Source organism: Lacicoccus kunmingensis DSM 17847, from assembly GCF_059568765.1.
Map to the genome: position 1 here is coordinate 220,236 of NZ_JCANUC010000002.1, position 23,868 is coordinate 244,103.

Annotated in this window: 27 protein-coding genes and 10 tRNA genes; 15 read left to right on the forward strand and 22 right to left on the reverse strand. The window is 40.4% G+C overall.

The genetic code is table 11. From position 1 onward, the window contains the following. Positions 1 to 496 precede the first annotated feature (496 nt). The 8 genes from BO48_RS03610 to BO48_RS03645 form a co-directional block, all read right to left on the reverse strand. Positions 497 to 584 (reverse strand) — tRNA-Ser (locus tag BO48_RS03610). 39 nt (positions 585 to 623) lie between these two features. Then, positions 624 to 695, reverse strand: a tRNA-Glu gene (locus tag BO48_RS03615). A gap of 5 nt (positions 696 to 700) precedes the next feature. Beyond that, a tRNA-Asn gene (locus tag BO48_RS03620) sits at positions 701 to 772 on the reverse strand. A 12-nt stretch (positions 773 to 784) separates the two neighbouring features. Beyond that, positions 785 to 855 (reverse strand) — tRNA-Gly (locus BO48_RS03625). Positions 856 to 869: 14 nt separating this feature from the next. Next, positions 870 to 942: transfer RNA gene (locus tag BO48_RS03630), tRNA-His, on the reverse strand. A 15-nt stretch (positions 943 to 957) separates the two neighbouring features. Next, a tRNA-Phe gene (locus BO48_RS03635) sits at positions 958 to 1,030 on the reverse strand. 21 nt (positions 1,031 to 1,051) lie between these two features. After that, positions 1,052 to 1,127: transfer RNA gene (locus tag BO48_RS03640), tRNA-Asp, on the reverse strand. Positions 1,128 to 1,143: 16 nt separating this feature from the next. Then, positions 1,144 to 1,217 (reverse strand) — tRNA-Met (locus BO48_RS03645). A gap of 240 nt (positions 1,218 to 1,457) precedes the next feature. Between BO48_RS03645 and BO48_RS03650 the strand changes: the two genes are divergently transcribed. Both BO48_RS03650 and BO48_RS03655 read left to right on the forward strand, forming a co-directional pair. Further along, on the forward strand, positions 1,458 to 2,432 hold the full coding sequence (locus BO48_RS03650; protein ID WP_496366078.1) for a tRNA dihydrouridine synthase: 975 nt from the start codon (positions 1,458 to 1,460) through the stop codon (positions 2,430 to 2,432). Between the two features lie 19 nt (positions 2,433 to 2,451). Then, entirely contained in the window at positions 2,452 to 2,994 is a 543-nt protein-coding gene (locus BO48_RS03655) for a DUF1697 domain-containing protein (protein WP_496366079.1), read from the forward strand. Between the two features lie 16 nt (positions 2,995 to 3,010). Here the strand turns inward: BO48_RS03655 and BO48_RS03660 are convergent, their stop codons facing one another. Further along, positions 3,011 to 3,739, reverse strand: coding sequence for a MerR family transcriptional regulator (locus BO48_RS03660; RefSeq protein ID WP_496366080.1), 729 nt, complete (start codon positions 3,737 to 3,739; stop codon positions 3,011 to 3,013). Positions 3,740 to 3,881: 142 nt separating this feature from the next. Here BO48_RS03660 and BO48_RS03665 point away from each other — a divergent pair, with 142 nt between their 5' ends. The 4 genes from BO48_RS03665 (at position 3,882) to BO48_RS03680 (ending at position 6,523) form a co-directional block, all read left to right on the forward strand. Then, positions 3,882 to 4,466, forward strand: a complete 585-nt coding sequence (locus BO48_RS03665; RefSeq protein ID WP_496366081.1) for a thermonuclease family protein — start codon at positions 3,882 to 3,884, stop codon at positions 4,464 to 4,466. A gap of 126 nt (positions 4,467 to 4,592) precedes the next feature. Continuing rightward, positions 4,593 to 4,961 (forward strand): GntR family transcriptional regulator, encoded by a 369-nt coding sequence (locus BO48_RS03670; RefSeq protein WP_496366082.1) that lies wholly within the window; start codon positions 4,593 to 4,595, stop codon positions 4,959 to 4,961. Further along, positions 4,954 to 5,835 (forward strand): ATP-binding cassette domain-containing protein, encoded by an 882-nt coding sequence (locus tag BO48_RS03675; RefSeq protein ID WP_496366083.1) that lies wholly within the window; start codon positions 4,954 to 4,956, stop codon positions 5,833 to 5,835. Before BO48_RS03670 ends, BO48_RS03675 begins: the two co-directional genes overlap by 8 nt. Next, a complete protein-coding gene (locus BO48_RS03680) occupies positions 5,822 to 6,523 on the forward strand; it encodes a hypothetical protein (protein ID WP_496366084.1) in 702 nt (233 codons plus the stop codon). The genes BO48_RS03675 and BO48_RS03680 overlap by 14 nt, the downstream gene beginning before the upstream one ends. 174 nt (positions 6,524 to 6,697) lie before the next feature. Here BO48_RS03680 and BO48_RS03685 read toward each other — a convergent pair whose 3' ends face one another. After that, positions 6,698 to 7,039: a winged helix-turn-helix transcriptional regulator gene (locus BO48_RS03685; RefSeq protein ID WP_496366085.1), complete on the reverse strand. Its 342-nt coding sequence runs from the start codon at positions 7,037 to 7,039 to the stop codon at positions 6,698 to 6,700. A gap of 129 nt (positions 7,040 to 7,168) precedes the next feature. Between BO48_RS03685 and BO48_RS03690 the strand changes: the two genes are divergently transcribed. After that, a complete protein-coding gene (locus BO48_RS03690) occupies positions 7,169 to 8,014 on the forward strand; it encodes a VOC family protein (RefSeq protein ID WP_496366087.1) in 846 nt (281 codons plus the stop codon). A gap of 265 nt (positions 8,015 to 8,279) precedes the next feature. Here BO48_RS03690 and BO48_RS03695 read toward each other — a convergent pair whose 3' ends face one another. Next, positions 8,280 to 9,707 (reverse strand): Na+/H+ antiporter NhaC family protein, encoded by a 1,428-nt coding sequence (locus BO48_RS03695; RefSeq protein WP_496366088.1) that lies wholly within the window; start codon positions 9,705 to 9,707, stop codon positions 8,280 to 8,282. Positions 9,708 to 9,823: 116 nt separating this feature from the next. Then, positions 9,824 to 9,979, reverse strand: coding sequence for a hypothetical protein (locus BO48_RS03700; RefSeq protein ID WP_197272174.1), 156 nt, complete (start codon positions 9,977 to 9,979; stop codon positions 9,824 to 9,826). A gap of 123 nt (positions 9,980 to 10,102) precedes the next feature. On the opposite strand from BO48_RS03700, the gene BO48_RS03705 reads away from it, so the two are divergent. Beyond that, positions 10,103 to 10,177: transfer RNA gene (locus BO48_RS03705), tRNA-Asn, on the forward strand. 3 nt (positions 10,178 to 10,180) lie between these two features. Then, positions 10,181 to 10,269, forward strand: a tRNA-Ser gene (locus BO48_RS03710). A gap of 85 nt (positions 10,270 to 10,354) precedes the next feature. Here BO48_RS03710 and BO48_RS03715 read toward each other — a convergent pair. From BO48_RS03715 to BO48_RS03725, 3 genes are all read right to left on the reverse strand, one after another. Next, complete coding sequence (locus BO48_RS03715) at positions 10,355 to 10,579, reverse strand: hypothetical protein (protein WP_496366089.1); 225 nt, start codon at positions 10,577 to 10,579, stop codon at positions 10,355 to 10,357. A gap of 135 nt (positions 10,580 to 10,714) precedes the next feature. Continuing rightward, entirely contained in the window at positions 10,715 to 10,891 is a 177-nt protein-coding gene (locus BO48_RS03720; protein ID WP_496366090.1) for a tautomerase family protein, read from the reverse strand. Positions 10,892 to 10,942: 51 nt separating this feature from the next. Further along, positions 10,943 to 11,557 carry a competence protein ComK gene (locus BO48_RS03725; protein ID WP_496366091.1) on the reverse strand — a complete coding sequence of 205 codons (615 nt, stop codon included), beginning with the start codon at positions 11,555 to 11,557 and terminating at the stop codon, positions 10,943 to 10,945. A gap of 198 nt (positions 11,558 to 11,755) precedes the next feature. On the opposite strand from BO48_RS03725, the gene BO48_RS03730 reads away from it, so the two are divergent. Beyond that, positions 11,756 to 11,968, forward strand: coding sequence for a hypothetical protein (locus BO48_RS03730; RefSeq protein ID WP_496366092.1), 213 nt, complete (start codon positions 11,756 to 11,758; stop codon positions 11,966 to 11,968). Positions 11,969 to 12,040: 72 nt separating this feature from the next. Here the strand turns inward: BO48_RS03730 and lplA are convergent, their stop codons facing one another. From lplA to hemE, 4 genes are read right to left on the reverse strand one after another with little or no spacing between them, the layout of a single operon-like run. Next, complete coding sequence (gene lplA / locus BO48_RS03735; protein WP_496366093.1) at positions 12,041 to 13,030, reverse strand: lipoate--protein ligase; 990 nt, start codon at positions 13,028 to 13,030, stop codon at positions 12,041 to 12,043. 58 nt (positions 13,031 to 13,088) lie between these two features. Further along, positions 13,089 to 14,459 (reverse strand): protoporphyrinogen oxidase, encoded by a 1,371-nt coding sequence (gene hemY, locus BO48_RS03740; RefSeq protein WP_496366094.1) that lies wholly within the window; start codon positions 14,457 to 14,459, stop codon positions 13,089 to 13,091. Between the two features lie 16 nt (positions 14,460 to 14,475). Then, the gene (hemH, locus tag BO48_RS03745; RefSeq protein WP_496366096.1) at positions 14,476 to 15,390 is read right to left on the reverse strand and encodes a ferrochelatase; all 915 of its coding nucleotides are present in this window, start codon (positions 15,388 to 15,390) and stop codon (positions 14,476 to 14,478) included. Positions 15,391 to 15,396: 6 nt separating this feature from the next. Continuing rightward, positions 15,397 to 16,422 carry a uroporphyrinogen decarboxylase gene (gene hemE, locus BO48_RS03750; RefSeq protein WP_496366097.1) on the reverse strand — a complete coding sequence of 342 codons (1,026 nt, stop codon included), beginning with the start codon at positions 16,420 to 16,422 and terminating at the stop codon, positions 15,397 to 15,399. Positions 16,423 to 16,587: 165 nt separating this feature from the next. Here hemE and BO48_RS03755 point away from each other — a divergent pair, with 165 nt between their 5' ends. Beyond that, on the forward strand, positions 16,588 to 17,136 hold the full coding sequence (locus tag BO48_RS03755; RefSeq protein WP_496366098.1) for a hypothetical protein: 549 nt from the start codon (positions 16,588 to 16,590) through the stop codon (positions 17,134 to 17,136). 5 nt (positions 17,137 to 17,141) lie between these two features. On the opposite strand, the gene BO48_RS03760 is transcribed toward BO48_RS03755, so the two are convergent. Both BO48_RS03760 and BO48_RS03765 read right to left on the reverse strand, forming a co-directional pair. Then, a complete protein-coding gene (locus BO48_RS03760) occupies positions 17,142 to 18,344 on the reverse strand; it encodes an ABC transporter permease (protein ID WP_496366099.1) in 1,203 nt (400 codons plus the stop codon). Then, positions 18,325 to 19,077: an ABC transporter ATP-binding protein gene (locus BO48_RS03765; protein WP_496366100.1), complete on the reverse strand. Its 753-nt coding sequence runs from the start codon at positions 19,075 to 19,077 to the stop codon at positions 18,325 to 18,327. Before BO48_RS03765 ends, BO48_RS03760 begins: the two co-directional genes overlap by 20 nt. Before the next feature lie 87 nt (positions 19,078 to 19,164). On the opposite strand from BO48_RS03765, the gene BO48_RS03770 reads away from it, so the two are divergent. From BO48_RS03770 to BO48_RS03785, 4 genes are all read left to right on the forward strand, one after another. After that, positions 19,165 to 19,593: an HIT family protein gene (locus BO48_RS03770; RefSeq protein WP_496366102.1), complete on the forward strand. Its 429-nt coding sequence runs from the start codon at positions 19,165 to 19,167 to the stop codon at positions 19,591 to 19,593. Between the two features lie 56 nt (positions 19,594 to 19,649). After that, the gene (locus tag BO48_RS03775; protein ID WP_496366103.1) at positions 19,650 to 20,024 is read left to right on the forward strand and encodes a YtxH domain-containing protein; all 375 of its coding nucleotides are present in this window, start codon (positions 19,650 to 19,652) and stop codon (positions 20,022 to 20,024) included. A gap of 98 nt (positions 20,025 to 20,122) precedes the next feature. Beyond that, positions 20,123 to 21,211 (forward strand): peptidylprolyl isomerase, encoded by a 1,089-nt coding sequence (locus BO48_RS03780; protein WP_496366104.1) that lies wholly within the window; start codon positions 20,123 to 20,125, stop codon positions 21,209 to 21,211. A 343-nt stretch (positions 21,212 to 21,554) separates the two neighbouring features. Next, entirely contained in the window at positions 21,555 to 22,847 is a 1,293-nt protein-coding gene (locus BO48_RS03785) for a dicarboxylate/amino acid:cation symporter (protein ID WP_496366105.1), read from the forward strand. 78 nt (positions 22,848 to 22,925) lie between these two features. Here BO48_RS03785 and yhaM read toward each other — a convergent pair whose 3' ends face one another. Continuing rightward, a complete protein-coding gene (yhaM, locus tag BO48_RS03790; RefSeq protein WP_496366106.1) occupies positions 22,926 to 23,864 on the reverse strand; it encodes a 3'-5' exoribonuclease YhaM in 939 nt (312 codons plus the stop codon). Positions 23,865 to 23,868: the final 4 nt, after the last annotated feature.

Sequence of the window (23,868 nt, forward strand, 5' to 3'; positions counted from 1 at the left end):
AAGACTTGGTCCTAATAATCAGTGGTCAAACCACTGTCATTGTCGTTACATCAAGGTTTATGGTTAATTTCACCTTTTGAAACTTTTGAAATATATTATTTAATTATAATGAAATAAATAAAAATTGACTTTTAACTCAAAAAATGTCCAAGTACATAAAAAAATCACCAGGGACTCACCTGATAATTAAATAATCGGCTTACTATTCTTCCATTACTTCAGATTTTTCATTAAATTTTTACACATATTCCAAAACTCATTCCCAGTCATCTTAAATCGATCATTCTTTGAAATATTTAAAAGGCAATAAAATCAATTGTTTCAAAATCTCCATGTCCTTTAAGTAAGCCACCTGAAAAATTGACACCCCCTCCCCCTTCTTCACCACACATCTGATACGGAACAAACGGATGACTTGTGTTTATTCACTCCATCGTTTTTCAGCCAAATAAAAAATACCCTTGTCAAACCGAAGTTTGACAAGGGTATTAAGTAACGGACAGTTAGGGATTTGAACCCTAGAAACGGGAAAACCGTTTACACGCGTTCCAGGCGTGCGCCTTAAGCCGCTCGGCCAACTGTCCACAATAAAAATAGAAGTGCAATGAGTACACTTCTAATTATGACCCGTACGGGACTCGAACCCGTGTTACCGCCGTGAAAGGGCGGTGTCTTAACCGCTTGACCAACGGGCCAGAAGCTCCACAGGTAGGATTCGAACCTACGACCGATCGGTTAACAGCCGATAGCTCTACCACTGAGCTACTGTGGAATAATAAGTAAAAGCGGGTGATCGGAATCGAACCGACAACATCAGCTTGGAAGGCTGAGGTTATACCATTTAACTACACCCGCATCAAAATATAAAGGGCGGCTGATGGGGTTCGAACCCACGCATGCCGGAACCACAATCCGGTGTGTTAACCACTTCACCACAACCGCCATAAAGGTGCTAAATGGTCCAGGACGGAATCGAACCGCCGACACAAGGATTTTCAATCCTTTGCTCTACCGACTGAGCTACTGGACCTGCATATGTAATTAAAACAAATGGCGGTCCCGACGGGAATTGAACCCGCGATCTCCTGCGTGACAGGCAGGCATGTTAACCGCTACACCACGGGACCACTTCAAATAAAAAAATTGCGGGAGTTGGATTCGAACCAACGACCTCCGGGTTATGAGCCCGACGAGCTACCGAACTGCTCCATCCCGCGGCAATATTATTAGAGCGTTTTAACGCCTGAATATTATATTATCCTTTTTCCTGAATCTTTTCAAGTATTTTTTACTATATTTTAATGTTAAATTTACACCTTCTTAATGAATAGTGACGATTATCATCCAATTACTATATTTCAACCTACTTTTAATTCTGATATATTCTGGTATAATATACATGTTATTTTAAGACTCATATATCGTTATATATGAAGTCATTGAGAGGATTGTATTTTATGAAAGAAAATTTTTGGCAGGATCTGCCCCGCCCTTTTTTCGTGCTGGCACCAATGGAAGATGTGACTGATGTGGTGTTCCGCCATGTAGTCGCTGAAGCAGCAGCGCCTGATGTGTATTTTACAGAGTTTACAAACTCGGACAGCTACTGCCACCCGGACGGGAAAGCCAGTGTACGCGGCCGGCTGTCTTTTACAGAAGATGAACAGCCGATTGTTGCTCATATTTGGGGAGATAAACCCGAACATTTCCGGGAAATGAGCATCGGCATGGCGGAAGCCGGATTCAAGGGTCTCGATATCAACATGGGATGTCCGGTCGCCAATGTGGTCGGCAACGGCAAGGGATGCGGTCTGATCCAACGTCCCGAAGTGGCGGCCGAACTGATACAGGCAGCAAAGGCAGGCGGTCTTCCCGTCAGTGTCAAAACCCGTCTCGGCATGCTTAAAGTGGATGAATGGCACGACTGGCTGAAGCATATTTTGGAACAGGATATTGCGAACCTTTCCATCCACCTCCGTACAAGAAAAGAGATGAGTAAAGTGGATGCACACTGGGAACTGATCCCGGAAATCAAAAAACTTCGTGATGAAATCGCACCGGATACTCTCCTTACAATCAATGGTGACATCCCCGACCGTAAAACAGGTCTGGAACTCGTTGAACAATATGGTGTGGACGGCGTGATGATCGGCCGTGGCATATTTAAAAACCCGTTTGCGTTCGAAGTGGATCAAAAGGAACACACCAGTGATGAATACCTCGAACTGCTGCGTCTGCACCTTGATCTTTTTGATAAATATTCAGAAATCGTAGAAAGAAGATATATTACACTTCACCGCTTCTTCAAAATATACGTCAAAGGATTCAGAGGCGCCGGAGAACTCAGGAATAACTTGATGAACACAAAGTCCACTGATGAGGCACGTTCATTACTGGATGCATTTGCGCTGCAGTATGAGATAGCAAGATAAGGCCAAGGGAGTGGTTACTATGATGTATGTCGCTTTACTCCGCGGTATCAATATCGGCGGCAGAAACAAGGTCGATATGAAAATTCTTAAAAAGTCATTTGAAACAGCCGGCATGACGGACGTGGTCACTTATATCAATTCAGGCAACATCATTTTTACAAATAAAGACCCTAATACTTTCAAATTGGCAGAAACGCTTGAAGCAGTCATTCTTAAAGATTTCGAACTGGATATAAAAGTCCTGCTCAGAAGTAAAGATGAGATCGAAAATATCATACATTTTCTGCCGGAAAACTGGAAGAATGATAATGACATGAAGAGCGATGTCATGTTTTTATGGGACGAGATCGATGATGAATCCATACTGGAAAATTTAAAAATCCGACCTGATATCGACAATGTCATGTACAGACCCGGCGCCGTCCTCTGGTCAGTAGATAAGGTAAATGCTTCTAAAAGCGGAATTTCCAAAATCGTCGGCACAAAAATTTATAAAAAGATGACAGTCAGAAACGTCAACACCGTCCGAAAAATCCACAGCCTGATGCAGGAAGCAGAATAACCCCCTTATTCGGGGGTTATTTATTTTGTTCATAATATTCGTTCATCGCACTTTGCATGAATTCAGAAAGACCATCTCCAAATTCATCGATATTTTTTGTAAACCTCTCATCTTCCACATACATATCGCCAAGACTTTTGAAGGCAGCCAGGGAGTATTCTCCCATTTCATTCAGAAATACAAACCATTTATTGATTTCGGACTGCGCCTCTTCACTTGAAGGGTCGGTATGCCTGATTTCTGCAAGGTCTGTTAATATTTCCCTGAATTTCGTTTCCACTTCTTCTGTGCCCATCTGTCTCATTTTTCTATTGGATTCATCAACTGCCGCATCACCCCACCGTTCTCTCGCTTCCTGCTCGTATGGGTTATTGCTGAAATCTATGCCACTAAATTTATCTTCATTTGTCATTTCTATCTCTCCATTCATGTTTTGAATTGTTAAATCAATTGTGTTTACCATTGCTGAAATCCGGCTTTTTTCTTCCAGCAGCATCTTTTTTTGCATTAAAAGCGCTTCTTTTTGATCGTAATCCGGATCTGAAACAATCTTTTGGATATTGGCAAGTTTGAAACCGAGCTTCCTGAAAAATAACACCTGCTGTAATTTTGCCAGATCATCACTCGTGTATACTCTGTACTCATTATTTTCATGCCTGTCCGGGCTGATCAGACCGATTTCATCATAATGATGCAGTGTTCTGATACTCACGCCGACAAGATCAGCGACTTCTTTCGTTTTCATGATCTCACTTCCTCTATATTTATAATTTAGTCCATCACGTTACGTTATGGTCAAGAGCTTTATTCATATATTAATTGATATGTATAATTTTCAAAAACTATAATATAATATATGAAACGAACTATACATAAAGGATGTTTATATGAGTCGCAAACGAAATTTTGACCTTAATCAGCTGAATAACCGCCGAAACAGAAGGATGATCAAAAAACTCGGCTGGCCGGGCGTGTTGCTGGTCGTTGTCCTTGTCGCCGTCACCTATTTCTTTTCAGGGGAAGATTTAGATTCAACCGGGGGCTCCGGAGAATATACGCTTGGGGAGTTTCATGAAGTGACCGTGAACCAATTAATTGATGGAGATACCACACGGTTCAATTTCGAGGGACAGAGCGAAAGTTTCAGATATCTGATCATCGATACACCTGAAGTGAATACAGACTCCGGCACTCCCGAACCGTATGCCGTGGAAGCAGCAGACAGGGTCGAGGAATTACTGATAGAGGCAGACACGATCGAAGTGGAGTTCGATGTCGGCCCCACTACAGATGACTATGACAGGTTCCTCGTCTATGTATATGCTGATGGCGAAATGATCAATGAAGTGTTGCTCCGTGAAGGACTCGCTACAGTACGTTACGCCAACCCTCCGAATACCAGTTATCTGGAACAGTTCGAAGAGGCGGAAGAACAGGCGAAGAATGACAATGCGGGAATGTGGTCTGAATAGAAAACCTTGAATGACAATTTGAATGTCATTCAAGGTTTTTTTATTTTACCATTTACAAAATACACCTCAGACTGTATAGTTGATTACACAACTAATCAACCAATCATGACAGGCGGTGTTTATTTTGTGAAAACTGTACTTGATGAATCGAGACCAATATTCCAACAGATATATGAAATGATCGAAGACGACATAATCGAAGGCGCTCTTGAAGAAGGCGACCAGATTCCTTCGACTACTGAGCTGTCAAAATTTTATCAGATCAACCGGGCAACAGCCCAAAAAGGCCTGGCGATGCTGATTGAAGATGGAAACGCATATAAACAGAGAGGCGTCGGTATTTTCGTCTCTGAAGGTGCAACACAAAATCTTATAGAGAAAAGAAAAAAAGATTTTCAGCTGCAGTTCATCAAACCGATGCTTGAAGAATCGAAGAGACTTCGCATGTCAAAAGAAGAAGTCATTAAATTTATAGAGGAGGACAAAGATGATTAATATAAAAAATCTATTTTTTGCTTATGACAATAAGAACATATTGAAAGATGTGAACTTGACTGAAACGGAACCGGTGATCGTCGGACTTTGGGGACGGAACGGTTCCGGCAAAACAACACTGATGAAAATATTATCAGGCTTGGAGAAGCCCGGGAGCGGCATTGTGGAAGTCGATGGCGTAGCACCCTACAACAATATTGAAGCGATGCACCACGTATCTTTCATGCAGGAAGACCACCCCTACTCTGATTTGTGGGACGTCAATGATGCCATGAATTTCGCGAGTGATTTCAACCGCAACTGGGATCAGACGCTCGCTGACGAGCTGGTGGATATTTTCCAGCTGCCGAGAAACCAGAAAATACGCAAGTTTTCCAAAGGGATGAAAACGATGATTACGATTGTTATCGGACTTGCGAGCAAATCTCCCATTACGATTTTTGATGAGCCTTCAAATGGCCTGGATGCGCATATGAGAAAACATTTTTATGATGTGCTGCTAGATTCCTATGAAGAACATCCACGTTTAATTTTACTTTCATCGCATCATATCGAAGAAGTTCAGCCATTATGTGAAAAGATAGCGATTATCAACAACAATACTTTGATGAAATATGAAGAAACTGATGTTTTCAAAAATAACGGCGTATATATCAGCGGACCCGCTGATGCAGTCCAATCATTCATCGTTGATATGACGGTGCTGGAAAAGCGCAAACTCGGTAAACAGTTGAAAGTTATGGTCGATGAATCGTTCACAGAAGATTTTAAAGCTCGCGCAGAGGCATCCGGACTCACTATTGAAAAGGCGCCGTTCCAAGATTATCTCGTAAATTTAACTAAAAAGGAGTCGAATGATCATGAATTCGCTTAAAGGCCCTTTGAAAATTGTTTCTAAAGAAATGGGCATCACTCTTTACATTAATATTGGGTTGACAATCGCCCTGTTCGCACTTTTTCTCTTCCTGAGTTTCAGAGCGGATTCCAATGAAATGCTTGGTATCATCTTCGGACCATTTTATGCGATATTTCTTGCTTATCCGTTCATATTCTTCAAAAGTTACAATTTTATACTTGCTCTTGGCGGTACCAGAAAACAATTCATCGTCTCATCATTTTTATCAACACTGGCTTTTATTATCATATGTACCATCATATTAAACGCACTTTATCTGATCAGTGGGATGACATTTCAAAATGGCTTCATTTTCCACATGGCAGATATACTGAATAATCCCAGTCCTGCAATGTACTTCTGGATCGACTTTCTGTGGCTGATCATTTTATTCGGCATCGGCATGTTCGCGCAGACAATTAACTTTAATCTTGGTACTATCCGAACGCTCAGCCTCGGAGGAATTTTGATTCTTGCAGCAATCACTGCATATTTCTTCCTTGATCTGACATCATTATTCGAATTCATAATTATGGACCACTTGTTATTTGTCCTTATACTTGCACTGGCCTCATTGATAATGTTGCTTTTGTCAGCATTCATGATGAATAACGCTCCGTTGGAACGTGGAGACAGAAAAATTTTCAGCACCACTGCGACGAATTAAACGATTATTACTGCGTACACGAAACATTTCGTGTACATTTTTTGTTAATGGACCTTAAATGCCGCTTTGAAACAAAAATACTCTCCCCAAAGCAGTCACTTTCAAAGTGTCTGTCTCAGGGAGAGCTTTTAAATTATCTTTTACAGCTTTTTAGAGTGTTCAGTGTTAAGATTGTTACTTAACCTCTTCTTTGAAATCCGGGTGTTCAATCCAATCTGCAGACCAATTTTCTATATCCCTTAATACTGGTTCGAGTGACTCACCTTTTTTCGTCAGTGAGTATTCGATGACCACCGGGGTCTCGGGATACACATCTCTTTTGATTAAACCCTCTTGCTCCATATTTTTCAATCTATCTGAAAGCACTTTGCCACTGACTCCAATCGCAGATTGAATTTCACCAAATCTTTTCGGAGAATCCAACATTTGATATATGACAAGCGCAGTCCAGCGCTGACTTAAAATATTAACAGCTTTTTCAAACCGAGGGCACATTTCACCTTGCTTTTGCCTCATAGCTATCACTTCCTTTTTAAGTATTATATCATAAGTGCCTATCTTTTAAAAGATAAACTTATTACTTGATTAAATTAGTTGGCTAATGTATACTCGATTACAAATAGTAAGTTTATAAGGAGAATCATTATGAATTTTCATAAATCACCAGTAAATAACGTATCAGAAGTAACTATAAATGTAAGTAACTTAAAAACATCTTTGGACTTCTATCAGGAAGTCATCGGTTTTAAAGTAATATCCCAGGTCGGCAATGAAGCTGAACTTTCTGCTGACGGAAAGACTACTCTTCTCAGATTGGTCAAACCTTCCAATCCTATGAATCAGCATAGAACAAGCGGCCTATACCACTTTGCTCTTCTATTGCCGAAACGTTCAGACCTTGCAGCTTTCATCAAACATCTTTCTACTAAAGATATCAGACTCGGTGCATCCGACCATGCTGTCAGTGAAGCATTGTATTTGGATGATCCGGACGGCAACGGCATTGAAGTATACCGCGACCGCTCTCATGAAGAATGGATCTGGAATGACAACCAGATTCATATGGTCACGGAACCGTTGAATGTAGAAGAGATTATGGCAACTTATACGGGTGAGCCTTTTAACGGTCTGCCTGAAGACACAGTCATGGGGCACCTCCACCTGCATGTGGCAAGTATAGAAGAAGCAGTGCATTTCTATACAGAAGGACTTGGACTCGATTTAATTTTAAAATTCGGTCCGCAGGCGGCGTTTTTAGGTTTCGATAAGTACCATCACCATATTGCTGTGAATGTCTGGAACGGTGTTGGCGCACCAAGACCGGATAAAAATAACACAGGATTGAATTACTACGTGATGAAGTATCATACAACAGAAGCAGTTGAAAAAACAGTAAACAACCTAAGAGAACTCGGCTATGAAGTCGAAGACGCTCCAGAAGGATATTTCTCGGAAGACCCTTCAGGCAACAGGGTTTTAATCAGTGAATAATTTTTTTATTAAATAAGGTCAGAATTTAATTGACAACGATTCTCATTTAGAATATAATTCTAATTGAAAATGATTATCAGTTACAATTTATTGGCCCCCCAAAAATTAGTACACATGAGTACTTTCTATTATAGAATCATTTTCAACTACAATAAATTATATTCGAAATATTAAGGTTGGATAAAACCTTAAATATTCAAAAAGAGGAAGCAAATCTTGAAAACAAGATCGGCTTCCTCTTTTTTTAGTTTATTTTAAAAATGAATCAATACCCTGCCCAATTGATGTTTGCAAGATAATATAAAATGACCGAACCGGCAATCACCCATAATATGAACAGTGGCATCATAAATTTAAACCAGGAACCAAAATTCGCCTTTGCCAGTGCAATGGCACCCACCGTCGCCCCGAGCGTAGGTGTAATCAAATTACCAAGTCCGCCGCCAAATCCTATAGCGCTGATCAATACCTGCTGGGTCAGACCAAGTACATCTGCGACCGGCTCCAATATCGGTACCATTACTCCCATTAAACCAGAGCCTGAAGGTACAAGGAAGTTAAAGATAAGATTGATGATAAAAATAACTATGGCAGAAATGCCAAGCGGCAGATCATCCAACTGATCCGTCATCATAAAGACGATCGTATTCAATATCTGTCCTTCTGTCAGGATGACACTGATTGTCGTCGCCAATATGATGACGATTGCCACAATCACCATATCCTGAACCCCTTTTGTAAATGAAGAGATCATTTCATCCACCGTTTTTCGCTTGACCAGGAAACTTAATAGAAATGCTATGAAGAATACTGTAATGAAAGTGCTGTTGCCGTATACTTCGGACCAGCCGAGCACCGTATTGCCTATCGCAAGAATAATCGGGGCAATAATCATGATCATCAGTACTGTAACATCCTGCCAGGAAACACTGACTGCTTGAACAGTCGCTACGTTATCAGTTTCATTATCGAGTTCTTCCAGCCATTGATTGCTGCTCATGAGGCTTTTGGCTGGATCATTCTCAACTCTTTTCGTATACCATGCCACATACAGGCCGGTGATGATTAAGAAAATGATGAATATTACCGTTCTCATGCCATAGCCTGAATACAGGGGTGTATCACTCGCAAAAATCTGGCCCAGCATTGACATACCTGACGGTCCGACTGAAAAGCCCATAAACAGCGGCAGAAACGTCATCGCAAGTGCCGAAATCGGATCGAGTCGCAACTGTCTTGACATAATCACACCGAGCGTGACAAAGACAATCATCATATCTCCACCGATAAAGAATCCGATGAATCCCATCAAAGTGAATAAACCAAGAGACAGTGCCATCGCACCGATATTCTTATATTTGTAAACAAGATAGTTAATAATATTAGGAATTGAATCTAATTGGAATATTGCTCCAAAGAAACCGCCCATGAACAGTAACAGAACAATGACCGTACTCGCCTGCACGCCCCCGTCAAGTATAAGGTTCAACGCATCTACGGGGTTGACCGGGTCCTGTTCTATCGATCCATAAGTACCCGGAATCGGATTACCGTCTTCGTTCGTGTCAAACTGCCCTGCAGGAACTATGTAAGTGAATAAGCAGGCTGCCAATATAAGAAATAACATGATGACGATAACATTGGGCATCTTGAACTTTTTTTTCTCAGGTTTTTCCTCTTCTGTCTGACTCATTAATGATACCTCCCTTTAATCCCTACCAAATAAGTAGGATAAAAGTTATGGTATCATATAAGTTTCTTAATTAAAATAAAAAGAGACCGCTGAAATTTATTATTAACAGCTGAATGTTACCTTGTTAAGATATAGTAAATAATATACAGCCAGCTGAAAAGACCGTGGATGATCGCCCACAATATTGACTGATGAAGGCTCCAGGAGATTGTTATTGCTAAAACTGTACCGAATCCAACGCCTGTTTTAACGACTGATTTTCCACTTTCCATGAACTTTCACTCCTTTATATTTAAATTGTGTAAATTTATAAAATTAAATTGTGTTTTTATATTGAATTTTTCAAACCTAATTGGTACAATGATTAATGTTCGGTTGAAAAACAATAATGATATTCCACAGTAGCTCAGTGGTAGAGCTATCGGCTGTTAACCGATCGGTCGTAGGTTCGAATCCTACCTGTGGAGCCATATGGAGATGTACTCAAGTGGCTGAAGAGGTGCCCCTGCTAAGGGCATAGATCGCATTGTGCGGTGCGAGAGTTCGAATCTCTCCATCTCCGTTCTGAAAACTGCAACCTTAGGGTTGCAGTTTTTTTATTTTAATCTAAATATGATGAACAATAATCCATACGGAAACCATTTTTCTCATTGCAACAGACCGATTAAAATAATCAGCATCAATATTGATAATACAAATGGAAGTATTAAAAAGAACCAGCAGCCAAGCCCAGTCGTGGTCGAATCATCCACACTCCTTTTGAATGGCTCTCTTTTTCTTTTCTGAATTTCAGACCTACTCTTCTTATTTGTACGTCTCGTTAACCTATCAATAATATATTCCTGCTCATCAGTACTTTTTTTATTCGACATCATACGCATCCCCTTTACGTATACTTGCCCTACTTTTGTTACTTCATTTTACCATCTAATGCCTTCCGCATATAGTTTTTAAGATGGTAAAACCCCCAATAACCATTGTCATTGGGGGTTCTGAAATAATCATATTTACTTCATATCTTTTCCTGAATAAAAATCTTCAGATTTCATTTCTTCAAAAATGACACGTACTGTGTCTTTTGATGCGAAATCGGTGTTGTCCATCGTGTTGATAATTTCTTTCGCCAGTGCTTCTTTCTGTTCCGCACTGCGCCCTTCTTTTAACTGTATTCTTACAAACGGCATACCCATCACTCCTCTTGTTGTATTTCCCCTATTATAATTAAATTATGTAATCTAAGCCAAATCATTCATCTTGCCGCCGCTTATATACTGTAAATAGGCTTTGTAGGATACATCACTGACTTTATCATTTACACTCGTGATATCCGTCATATAAGTGCTTGACGGCGCACTGGTCTTATACTTGGCCATTTCACTGTACTCAAATTTTTCTTTTTCCAGGTTGAATTTGTAATGAAGTTTCAAAGCGTTTAAATATTGATTGTTAAAGGATGTAAATGAAATATCCACTTCAATCTCTTCATTATTATTGAAGCGCACTCTTGTATTCCCATTATAATTTCTGTAGGAATGGATATGTTTTATATTGAACCAATTATTTTCCATCACTCTGTCGGAATGCGTGCAAAAGAATATGATCGACCCGAATAAATCGATGATTACCGGTAGTTTTGCTGACAAGCCGGTCAATTTTTTCGTTAACTCTTTTCTTGCCGAATAACTCTGTGAATATTGCCTGCAGTTTCTTTCGAGAATTTTATTCGGTGATGTCAGGCAATGAAATCCGTTGCCGTACACTTCCCCCACCCTGCATTCAGTCAATCCCTTGTTTTCTACAGACAACATGTACATCGTATCATCGTTAATATTAAAATGCTGACGTTTCATAAATCTGCCCCTTTATGTTTGATAAATATAATATAACACATGTTAACTTTTCTGTTAACTATTATTAATATATATGTAATTTATAATAAACGGAGTATTTTTACATCTTTAAATTGTCAAATAATTCAAAACATATTTGACAATGTATTTACGAGCATTTATAATTTTATACAAGATAAATTAAGGGGGCCGAATATTATGAGTAAACAAGTCTATCCTGTTAACCAGTTAAGAGTATTCATTAATACGATTAACGATCTTTCTGCTGATATCTTGCTTCAAGAAGCTCTTGATGATTTTAATGCCAAACTTTACGAGCAAAAGATTGAAGAATCACTGGTAGAAAAAGATGAAGAAAAATTCAACACCTACACTACTTTGTTAAGAGAGATTACTGACGATGCGAAATAAAAACAACCTTATATACAAAAAGAGCTGACTCTACTTAGTAAATATATACATAGTAAAGTCAGCTTATTTTATTTATACTGCGAGATTTAAAAACTCTTCTCTTGTGATTCTGCCAAGGTAGTGGCTGATATCCACATCTTTCAGTGCATTATCAATCGCTTCGTAGCTGTGCTCGACACCTTCGAGCTTTTCTTCTATATCCACGACTTCCCCGACTCCGAAGAAATCTCCGAATATTTTCGCCTGTTCAATTCTGCCTTTACTCACTTCGAACCTGAGATCAAGCAGGCCTGCAGAAAATTTATGCGAAACGTTGAAGTTGTACTTCGGGTTTCTGCCGTAGTTCCACTCCCATGTCTGATACTTCTCTTCTGAAAGCTTGTCAATCTCTTTCCAGTCATCGTCTGTGAGTTTGTATTCTTCTATCTCTTCCAATGAACCGAAGATTTTGATCAGTATACGGCGTTTGAATTCCTCGATATCAATCTTTTCATCCAGGAAGTCATTGATGTTTCCGACTCTTGCACTGACCGATTTGATACCTTTCGATTCAATCTTTTTAGGATTTACCTTCAATGCATTCTGTACTTCACCGATATCACTGTCCAGCATCACTGTACCATGGGAGAACATTCTGCCTCTTTGGGTGAACATCGCATTGCCTGATACTTTTTTGCCATCCACTTCGATATCGTTTCTGCCTGACAGAGCTGCATTGACACCCATTTCCTGAAGTGCATCGACAATCGGCTGGGTGAAACGTTTAAAATTGTGGAAGCTGTCTCCGTCATCTTCTGTGATAAAGCTGAAATTCAGGTTGCCTTCATCATGGTAGACAGCACCGCCGCCGGATACGCGGCGTACAACTTTAATACCGTGTTCGCGAATATACGGTTCATTTATCTCTTCAATCGTATTCTGGTTTTTACCTATGATAATAGATGGCTGATTCACGTAAAATAAAAAGTATGAATCATCTGGAGGAATCTCTCTTAACACATATTCCTCCATCGCTAAATTTACCATGGGATCTGTAATGTTGTTGTTGGATATGAACTTCACGGTGTGACCTCCTATAAAATATGATTTGTTTCCATTATATATTAATCAACTATAATTACTATTGATTCTGAAGAATTTTATTTGCGGCTTCTTTCGCACCTTTAACACAGTCCGGCAGTCCGACTGCATAGTGGGATGCGCCGATCAGATGCACACCCGGATAAGTTTCTTCCATATAATTTTGAATACCGTCAATCATCTCTTTATGCCCCACATTATAGTTAGGCATGGAGTTTTTAAGTTTGGTCACAATCTGGAGTTCAGGGTCACCTTTGATATCCATGATTTTATTCAGATCTTTCAGAGCAAGTCTTACGATATCCTCTTCTGACTTCTCTTCGACGACAAAGTCTCCCGGACGGCCGACATATGCTCTTAACAGCACTTTGCCTTCCGGTGTGGAATGCTTCCACTTTTTATTCGTCCATGTACATGCTGTAATTGCTGTATCCATATTACGGCTGACAACAAAACCTGTACCATCGATATCATTGATCACCTGGCTCTTGTCAAAGCCCATGACGACAGTGGCAACACTTGTTGCAGGCATATGCTTAAAATACTCCAGTTCCTTATCATCGAACCAGCGTTTATATTGAAAGTGCGGTGTGGTGATAATGACTTCATCATAAGTCTTTTCAATACCGTCCACAGTCACTTTGTAGCCCGCTTCCATTTTTTCAATATTTTCTACATCGCTGTTGAATTTCAAGTTTACATTCTGACTCTCAACCTGTTCCTGCAGTTTCTCGATAAATGAAATCAGTCCATTTTTAAACTGGAAGAACTGTCCGATTTTTTTCGTGTTTTTTTTAGGCGGCTTCGATTTGATCATGCCTCTGATGAGGCTGCCGTATTTCTCTTCCTGATGTTTGAAATTTGGATATGTCGACATCAGGCTCAGACTGTCTATCGGCGTGCTGTAAACCCCGGATAACAGAGGTTCGATCAGGTTCTCCAATACTTCATCACCAAGGCGGCTTCTAAAGAAATAGCCTGCTGAAATATCAGTGTAAAGCGGCATCTTACTCTTTGTAAGATCAAGCAATGCACGTAACTTACCCATAGGTGAAATCAGACTCGTCGTTAAAAACGGTCTGATTTCTGTCGGTACACCAAGCATGGTGCCCGGCGGCACCGGATGCAGCTTATGATTTGCATAAATATATGCCTGCCCGGTCTCATTCCTGACCAGATCCTGCTCCATTCCGATGTCTTTCGCCAAATCCGTCAAAGCTTCCTTACGGCTTAAATACGATTCCGGTCCAAGCTCTATCACATAGCCGTCTTCACGGTATGTTTTGATCTTGCCGCCCGCATGTTCAGCCTTTTCAAATAAATCCACTTCTACATTTTGATTATCTTCAGTTAAATAATAACTCGCAGAAAGGCCTGTAATACCAGCGCCGATTATTGCAACTTTTGTCATTTTTAACCCTTCTTTACTAAAGTAACTCAAGCTGATTGATCATCGCCTGGATAAATCTCTCGTCCGTGTTCGGCATAGTCGGTCTGTGGTATGAAGCACCCACCTCGTCGCAGACCACTTTGCATTCGTAGTCGTTATCATAAAGCACTTCCAGATGTTCACACACAAATCCGAGCGGCAGATAAATAAAATGCTTGAACCCGTGTTCGTTGAACAGATCACGCGTCTGATCCTGTACATCCGGTCCAAGCCATGGCTCCGGTGTGTTTCCTTCTGACTGCCAGCCGACAAATACATTTTGCAGATTGGCCTGTTCCTTCAACAGCTGTGCTGTTTCTTCCAGCTGTTCCGGATACGGGTCATTGTGCTCTTTTATTTTCTCAGGAAGACTGTGGGCACTGACGATGATTGCCGTATCTTTATGCTCGTCTTCACTGATTTCACTCAATGATGATTTGACCGCTTCTGTCCAGAAATCTAAAAACGGCTGCTCTTTATAAAATGATTCCACTGAATTTATCGAAATACCATACTTATCACATTCTTCTTTGGCACGCTGGTTGTAAGTGCCGACTGAGAAATCTGAATAATGTGGTGTAAGTACAACAGTTTCCACTTCTTTGATGCCGTCTTCTGACATTTGCTTCACTGCATCTTCTATAAATGGATCGATATGCTTTAAACCGATATACAGTTGATATTCGTCTTCAGATGCAGAATTATATTGTTTTAATAGTGCCTCTGCCTGCCTTTTAGTTGTGTCAGCAAGCGGTGAAATGCCACCAATGGCTTCATAGCGGTCCTTCAGGTCCTGAAGTGCTTCTTCCGCTGGCGGTCTGCCGTGTCTGATATGAGTGTAATACGGCTCAATATCTTCCTCTTTATATGGCGTTCCGTAAGCCATTACCAATAATCCTTTTTTCTGTACCATTTAAAATCACAATCCTTTACTATAGTTATGAACAAATTCTGTTAGTCTTTTTAGTGTGTCCGGGTTCACTTCAGGGAACACACCGTGGCCCAGGTTGAATATATGGCCCGTTCGGTTGCCCTGTGTGACGATTTCCTTCGCTTTTGCCTCAATGATTTCCCAATCCGTAAGCAGTAAAGCAGGCTCAAGGTTACCCTGTAATGCTTTTGTCACACCGCTTTGTCTCGCTTCATCGATTGACATTCTCCAGTCCAGACCGATGACGTCCACATCAAGAGTATTCCATTCCGGCACAAGATGTGATGCACCGATTCCGAAGATGATGACAGGCACCCCTTTGGATTTAACATGGTTTACAATTCTGTTGATGTAAGGAGATATGTTCTCATGGTATACGCCTTTACTTAAAGCGCCGCCCCATGAATCGAATATTTGGATCATCCCTGCGCCTGAATCAATTTGAGCATTCAAGTAAGTGATGCTCATTTCAGTCAGTTTATCCATAAGCTTATGCCATGTTGCCGGTTCGTTATACATCATATGTTTCGTTTTGTGATAGTTTTTGGATGGGCCGCCTTCTATCATGTAGCTTGCCACTGTGAACGGCGCGCCGCAGAATCCGATTAACGGCACATTAAGCTTTTCTTTTGTTAAAATTTCTATTGTTTTATATATATAGCCCAAATCATTATAAGGGTCCAATTCTCCGAGCTTTTCAACATCTTGCATGCTTCTGATCGGATTATGGATGACCGGACCTACTCCGGCCTTTATTTCAACATCAATACCGATTGGTGCAAGCGGTGTAATGATGTCTTTGAATAAAACAGCTGCATCCACATTATAGTTTTCTACAGGTGTAGCGGTCAGATATGCAGTCAACTCAGGCTGTTTTGTAATTTCTATTAAAGAATATTTTTCTTTAATTTTGCGGTATTCAGGCTGGCTCCGTCCTACTTGGCGCATAAACCATACTGGTGTATGCTCCGTCTTTTCACCTTTTGCCGCTCGAATTATAGTATCATTAAACAATTCAGAACCCTCCGTCTCATAATTTCCCATACCATTTTATCATACCTTACTTACATGGACATAACGAAAGAAATAATGACAAAAATTCGATATATTTATAGCTGTAAGTTTATCGATATGAACAAACAGGTATAGAGTAAGAAGACATTATAAGAGGTGAACATAATGATTTTATACACAACGACTGGAACAATCAGATATTTAACAGATTTGCAGGACAGACATCCGGATTTGATGTTGAGCGCGATCGGTCAGGATGCATTGTTATACCGGGAAGGTGAAAAAGGGAATCCCGTCTTCGAATCCTCTTCCGAGTATGAAATTTCATACCAATATGGAGAGCTGAGTCAGGATAATGCGGTTTCCGTTTATTACATCCCGGTTTCCGGCAGTGGCGAAGCATCAATTCTCGGTCATTTTGCGGATTTGAACCAAAAGCTGCAAAATGTAAAAGGTTTGACTGCCTATCGTATCGGCCGTGCACTGCATAAAGATTCCTATATCGTCTTTACACAATGGGCAAACAGCTCAACCATTTCAGATTTTAAAGATACTGATATCTATAAGGAATATCTCGCGCCTGATGCTCTGAAGAAATTCAGGGATATCGGATCTGTATTCCAGAGTTCCGTATCCTCGAAAACTTATTTGCCGGTAGAAGAAAATGAAGAAAAATACAAAGATATACCTGAAGAAGAAAAAGAAGACTACTGAGTGGACTAATCGCTCAGCAGTCTTTCTTTTTTGTATACACTCTTACTGAAATAGCTGTTTAAAAGATATCCCCACAACGGGAAGATTACAGCGATATAAAAGTAGACAGGGTGTAATAATATAAATAATACAGCCAGTGCCATAGAGATAATAAATATGACTTTATGAGAGAACCTGATATAGCTTTCCTGAATATACTCTCTCTTGACCGGCCATACTTTCGGCCAGAGCAGGTATGCCTGGGCCGAGTACAGCTGTGACATCTGCAGCACAATGATGTAAAGTGCAAACAGAATGATGATCACGGACAGCATGAGCTGATCCACCCACACCATTGCCACTGCAAATATCAATAGCAGTCTCAATATGATCATCGGCAGGTCATTATCTCTCAGAAATGTTCTTTTAAATAAATACTCATACATATAACCTTTATTGAATTTGGCCGGTTTCGGCTGCTTAAGAAATGAATCAAAATATTTTCTTCTTTTATACTGTTTGGATATATGGTGCACGTTGGTAAACATCGAAACATACTGGTAATATTTCTGCATCAATGTCGCCTCGTAATTGACGAGCGTTGTCCAATCCAGATTTTTATACTGCTTTTTATTAATCCAGGCATACAAACCGAAAATCAATCCGAGCCCTGCAGCGGCGAGGAATAGATTTTGCAATAACAGCATCAGGGATACGAAATGGATGACAATCAACATGCCGATGACTGTGTTCTGGGTAATCGGTGAATTGATTGCATTTCTTCTGATTGTAAATGCCATAATATACAAGATGACGGACATAACAGCGAATGTCACTATCTCCAGCATCGAATGGCCAACACTCAGAAGCAGTACAGCAATCACGAGACCGACAATCGGCAATCCGATATTCAGCCAGAATGAGTACTGGCTCGTATAGGAGAAATATTTCTTCATATTCTTTTCATATGGTGGTAAAAACAGCACATCCGCTTCTTTCAGTAATGAGCGGTACTTTGGTAATAGCAATACACTCATTATTAATGCCGCAATGAGATCCAGATATATCGTCGGCTCCATTGTTGATAGAATGCCTAACAATGAGTAAAGGAATACACCTGCTGCAATCGTTAAAAAGATTAGAAAATGGCTGTTGAATATATACTTCCCATAGTAACTTCTTATTTTGATATCATCTTCAATTCTGCTTTTATACAGAGGAGCTTTCATTTGAGCCTGCGCCTCCAGTCAGGGATAAATAAAGATCATCCAATGATGCATCGGGCATATCCATTTTTTGACGCAGTTCTTCAATCGTGCCGGACACGAGCACTCTGCCGTTATCCAGGATGACATAACGGTTACAATAGCGTTCTGCTGTGGATAATATATGCGTACTCATCAAAATGGAACGGTTTTTATCTCTTTCTTCAACCATCAGATCAATCAATGACTCTATGCCGAGCGGGTCAAGACCGAGAAACGGTTCATCTATAATATATAAATCCGGTTCGACTATGAAAGCACAAATCAGCATCACTTTCTGCTTCATACCTTTGGAGAAATGTGTTGGGAACATGTTGACTTTATCATCCAGTCTGAATACTTTAAGCAATTTTTCTGCGCGTTCCCAAGCCACCTGTTCATCCAGACCGTATGCCATTGCGGTCATATTGATATGCTCTTTCAATGTCAGTTCTTCATACAAAATTGGAGATTCGGGAATATACGCCAAATCCCTTCTGTACTTTTCCGTCTCTTCATCTATTTGGATGCCGTTGACCTCAATGCTGCCTTTATGCGGATTCAATAATCCTAAAATATGTTTGATTGTCGTACTCTTTCCCGACCCGTTCAAACCGATCAGACCGACAATCTCGCCGTTTTTGATATCAAAGTTGATGTCATGTATAACTGCAGTCTTTGAATAGCCGCCAGTTAAGTTATCTATATTCAGAACCATATTCGACTTCCTTTAATTTAAATAAAATTATTTGTATACTAATACTAAGTTACAATATATCATAATAAAACTATGGAGGTACAATGAATGACTAAAACAATTTTCGAGAAGATTATTGATCGTGAAATACCTGCAAACATCGTTTATGAAGATAATGAGGTACTGGCTTTTATGGACGCCTTTCCTCTTTCAAAAGGCCATACTCTCGTAATTCCAAAAAGACCGATTGAAAACATTTATGAATTGGATGACGAAACGGGTGCCAAAGTGATGGCTGCCGTGACCAAAGTATCAAAAGCACTGCGCGATGCATTTAATCCAAAGGGATTGAACGTTGTACAAAACAACGGTTCTTTTGCATCACAGTCCGTCTTTCATTTACACTTCCACCTCATTCCGAGATATGACGATGAGTATGACGGTTTCAATTACAAATGGAATCCGGTGTCGGAACCCGGCTCTGATGATGAGCGTTTAGAAATAGAAAACCATATTAAATCGAAACTCGATGAGTAATGTACATCTTTAATGGGTAATGGTTTATATATACTTGCTAAAAGGACGTGTCGTAAATGAAGTTTAAAAATATAATGGTAGGATTTGCAGTTGGTGTTACAGGCGGCATGCTCGTTTCAATATTAAATGCCCCAAAATCAGGATCTGAACTGCAGCAATCCTTGAAAAATGAATCCGGGAACTTTAAATCACAGATGGATCAGCTGAAAGTCGAAGCTGATGAAGTAAAATCATCGTTTTTAAAAACCAAGCATGAATCACAGGAAGTATTCAGCAGCCTGGGCGATGAAATCAAAACGATGATCAATAACTTCCAGGCGGATATCAATCCGAATATCGAAAATATACAGGGCCACATTGAAAATGTTTCCAATCGTGGTGAAGAAATCAGCAAAGAAGTAGATAACATGATAAACAGAAAGAAAAAGTAATATTGTTATATTCAATCAGCGGGACACTTTACTATTTGTGTTCCGCTATTTTATTGTGATATATTAGCTCTTGTATGATGACTAAAGGAGAAGTGTTTATGAAGAAAAAAGTGATGCCTGTAGTAATCGGACTTAGTCTTCTCGGACTCGCAGGATGCGGTAATGGTGAAGAAGGAAGTTCAGACGGCGGAAATGGCTCTGGTGAAACAGAGTTTGGTGAAGTTTTAGCAACCAGTGACGCAGGAGACGTGACTGTTGATGATGTGTTAAATAATCTTGGAACCACTCAGGTGGCCAACCAGACTTTCCAATTAACTTTGGATCAGATATTACAGGATAAATACAGCGATGAAGTCGATCCTGCTGAAATTGAAGAAGAAGTAGATGCTGAGATTGAACAATATGGCGGTGAAGAGCAATTTGAAATGATAATGGCTCAACAACAGCCGGGTATGACTGCAGATAGTTATAAACAACAGCGTCTCTCAAGTACATATCATAATCTTTTCTTTACAGAAAAGTTCGATATTTCAGATGAAGAGGCTTTGGAAGGCACTGTTGAAGGTGCACATATTCTAATTGCAGTAGACGAAGAAGCCGAAGATGGTTTATCTGAAGAAGAAGCTTTGGAAAAAGCTGAAGAACTCACTGCAGAAATTGAAGACGGCGCAGACTTTGCAGAAGTCGCAGCTGAAGAATCAGATGACGGCAGTGCTGCAGATGGCGGCTCATTAGGCCTTGTAACTGAAGGACAGATGGTTGAGGAATTTGAAACTGCACTATTTGATCTGGAACAAGGTGAAATGACAAGCGAACCGGTAAAATCCGAGTTCGGTTATCACATCATCAAAAGAGGCGATGAAGAAGATGTAGATGAAGAATTAGAAACTGTTAAAAGTCAGTTGATCAACCAGAAAGTCCAGGAAAACCCTGAGCAGGTATTAACGTTCTATCAGGATTTACTTGAAGAATATAATGTTTCATTTGAAAATGAAGAAATTCAATCTTACATCGATGAAGCTTATCTCTCATCCGGATCTGAGGAAGAATCAGGTGAAGGCGAAGAATCCTCAGAAGAAGAAAATACTAAAGATGAAGCCGGCGACGAAGCGTCCTCAGAAGAAAATACCGAAGAAGAATCAACTGATGAAGAAACATCTGAAGAGAACACAGATTCAGAAGAATGATTTAATCAATATCTTTAATGACCTGTACAATTGTACAGGTCATTTTTTATTTTAAACTCCTGTATGGAGATGTGCTGCAGATCATCCTAAGCCTTGACTCTTGCCCCCTATGCCTTATCAATCACACCTGTAATCTGGATACTCATCCTCCGGCAGCGAACAACTCTCATATCTCTTTTTTTCTAAATATAGACCATTTATCAAAATTTATTTTTCAATTTTCAGTCTTTTGCTGTTATAATGAGAATTATAAAGTATTAGGTGCCCTGCTCTGACTTTGACCATTGTTTCTCAAGTTAATTTTGTAAGCGTTTCCATATATAAAGATAAGGGGGAATTTATTATGAAAGTAGGAAATCGTTTAACGATTTACATTGTCATTGGTTTAGTCGCAGGTATTATCATCGGTTCGATTTTCAGTCCTATGGCTGATCAGGCATGGGTACAATGGATTGACCAGTTCATCTTCAACGTTGTCGGTCAAATATTCCTTAACCTGATTTTCATGGTTGTTGTACCTGTCGTATTCATCTCTATCGTACTCGGTGTTGTGGGTGTCGGGGATCCTAAAACTTTGGGGAGTCTGGGAATAAAAACAATCGCATTTTACTTAACGACGACAGCGATAGCAATCACTGTGGCCATTATCATTGCCCTGGTACTGCAGCCCGGTGAGGGCCAGGCTGAACTGTTAAATTCTTCAGAAGTTGAAGAATACCGTGAGACAGAACTCGGCGGTGATACAGGGGAAGCAATCGATCAGTCAGTCGATGAAACGATTATCAATCTGATACCGTCGAACGTCATCGAAGCGATGGGTACTGCAAATATGCTGCAGATTATCGCATTCGCCATTTTCATTGGTATCGCACTGATTGCAGTGCAGGATAAAGCAAAAAATGTCATAAGACTATTCGAGGAAGCGAATGACGTCATTATGTGGATTGTGCTTGCAATCATGAAATATTTTGCACCGATCGGTGCATTCGGACTTGTTGCGACGGCCTTTACACAGGCTGGTTTCGGAGCGATCCAGCAGCTCGGCATGTACTTCGTCTGTGTGCTCCTCGGTTTATTCATCCATCTTCTTTTCGTATACGGGTCGGTCATCAAATTCATTGCCAGGAAACCGTTCATATGGTTTATCAAAGGCTTTGCGCCGGCGATGGGTGTCGCATTCAGTACATCTTCATCCAGTGCCACACTGCCGGTTTCAATGGAAACTGCACAAAATAATTTGAACGTTAAAAAGAGTGTATCCAGTTTCGTTCAGCCGCTTGGTGCGACGGTCAACATGGACGGGACAGCCATTATGCAAGGTGTAGCCACGGTCTTTATTGCTCAACTGACCGGTGTCGATTTAACCATCATGCAAATGGTAACCGTCGTAGTTATTGCAACGGTTGCGAGTATCGGCACGGCCGGAGTGCCCGGTGTCGGTCTTGTAATGCTTGCCATGGTGTTGACCGCAGTCGGTCTGGACCCTGCAGCAATCGGTATTATCCTGGGTATTGACCGTTTACTGGATATGACCCGTACCGCCGTCAATATTACCGGGGACGCCACCATTGCAGTTGTGCTCAATGAACAGCAGATCAGAAAAGAGGAAAAGGAGAAGAAAGCCGCACAGTCATAAAGGCCAATATTAAATAATTTACAAAATAAAAACGCCCGATCCTTAAAGTTTTGAGGACCGGGCGTTTGATTTCATTATTTAAAAGCTTTCTGGTTTATACAGATTTCTGTTTTCCAGAGGGAATATTCTGTCTGTAAACATTCCTTTATCCGTATTGTCCAGATGTTTATCCATCATCATCATTCTCGCATCGATATTATCGATGAAGTGCAAAATCTCCGCTTCTTTCAGCATCGGCACTTTTGGAGAACCATATTCAAGTTTACCATGATGTGAGAGGATCAGATGTTTAAGCAGCAAGACTTCTTCACCTTCGATTTCAAGCTCTGCTGCAACCATTGAAATCTCCTCTACTGCGATGACAATGTGACCGATCAAATTACCTTCAGTCGTGTAAGTCGTCCCGATCGGACCGGAAAGTTCTTTGACTTTACCAATGTCATGCAGGATGATCCCGCTGTACAATAAACTTCTGTTTAGAGATGGGTAAATATCACATAGTGCTTCAGCAGTTCTCAGCATATAATGCACATGATAAGCGAGGCCTGAAACAAAGTCGTGATGGTTCGTCATCGCAGCCGGATAAGTCAGAAATTCCGTCTTATACTTGGCAAGCATTTTACGTACGATGCGCTGCATCGCCCCATTCTCAATTTTAAGGGTGTAATCCATAATGCTTTCAAAAAGAGTGTCTTCATCAATCGGCGCTTTTTCAACAAAGTCTTTTGGATTCAGACCATCCTGCTCTGTGGCCAGACGGTACATAGCGATTTTCATCTGTTTTTTATTGCGGTAATCGATCACGTCGCCTTTAACTTTTATCAGTGCTTCCGGCAGGAGTACTTTCATATCTTCTTTTGAAACAGTCCAGAGTTTTGCTTCAATCTCGCCTGAACGGTCCTGCAGATACAGTGTCATATATGGTTTCCCCTGCTGTGTAACACCCTGCTGGCTTCTTTTAATCAAGTAAAAAGTTTCTACACTGTCTCCAGCTTTAAGATTTGCAATATTCGACACTAAT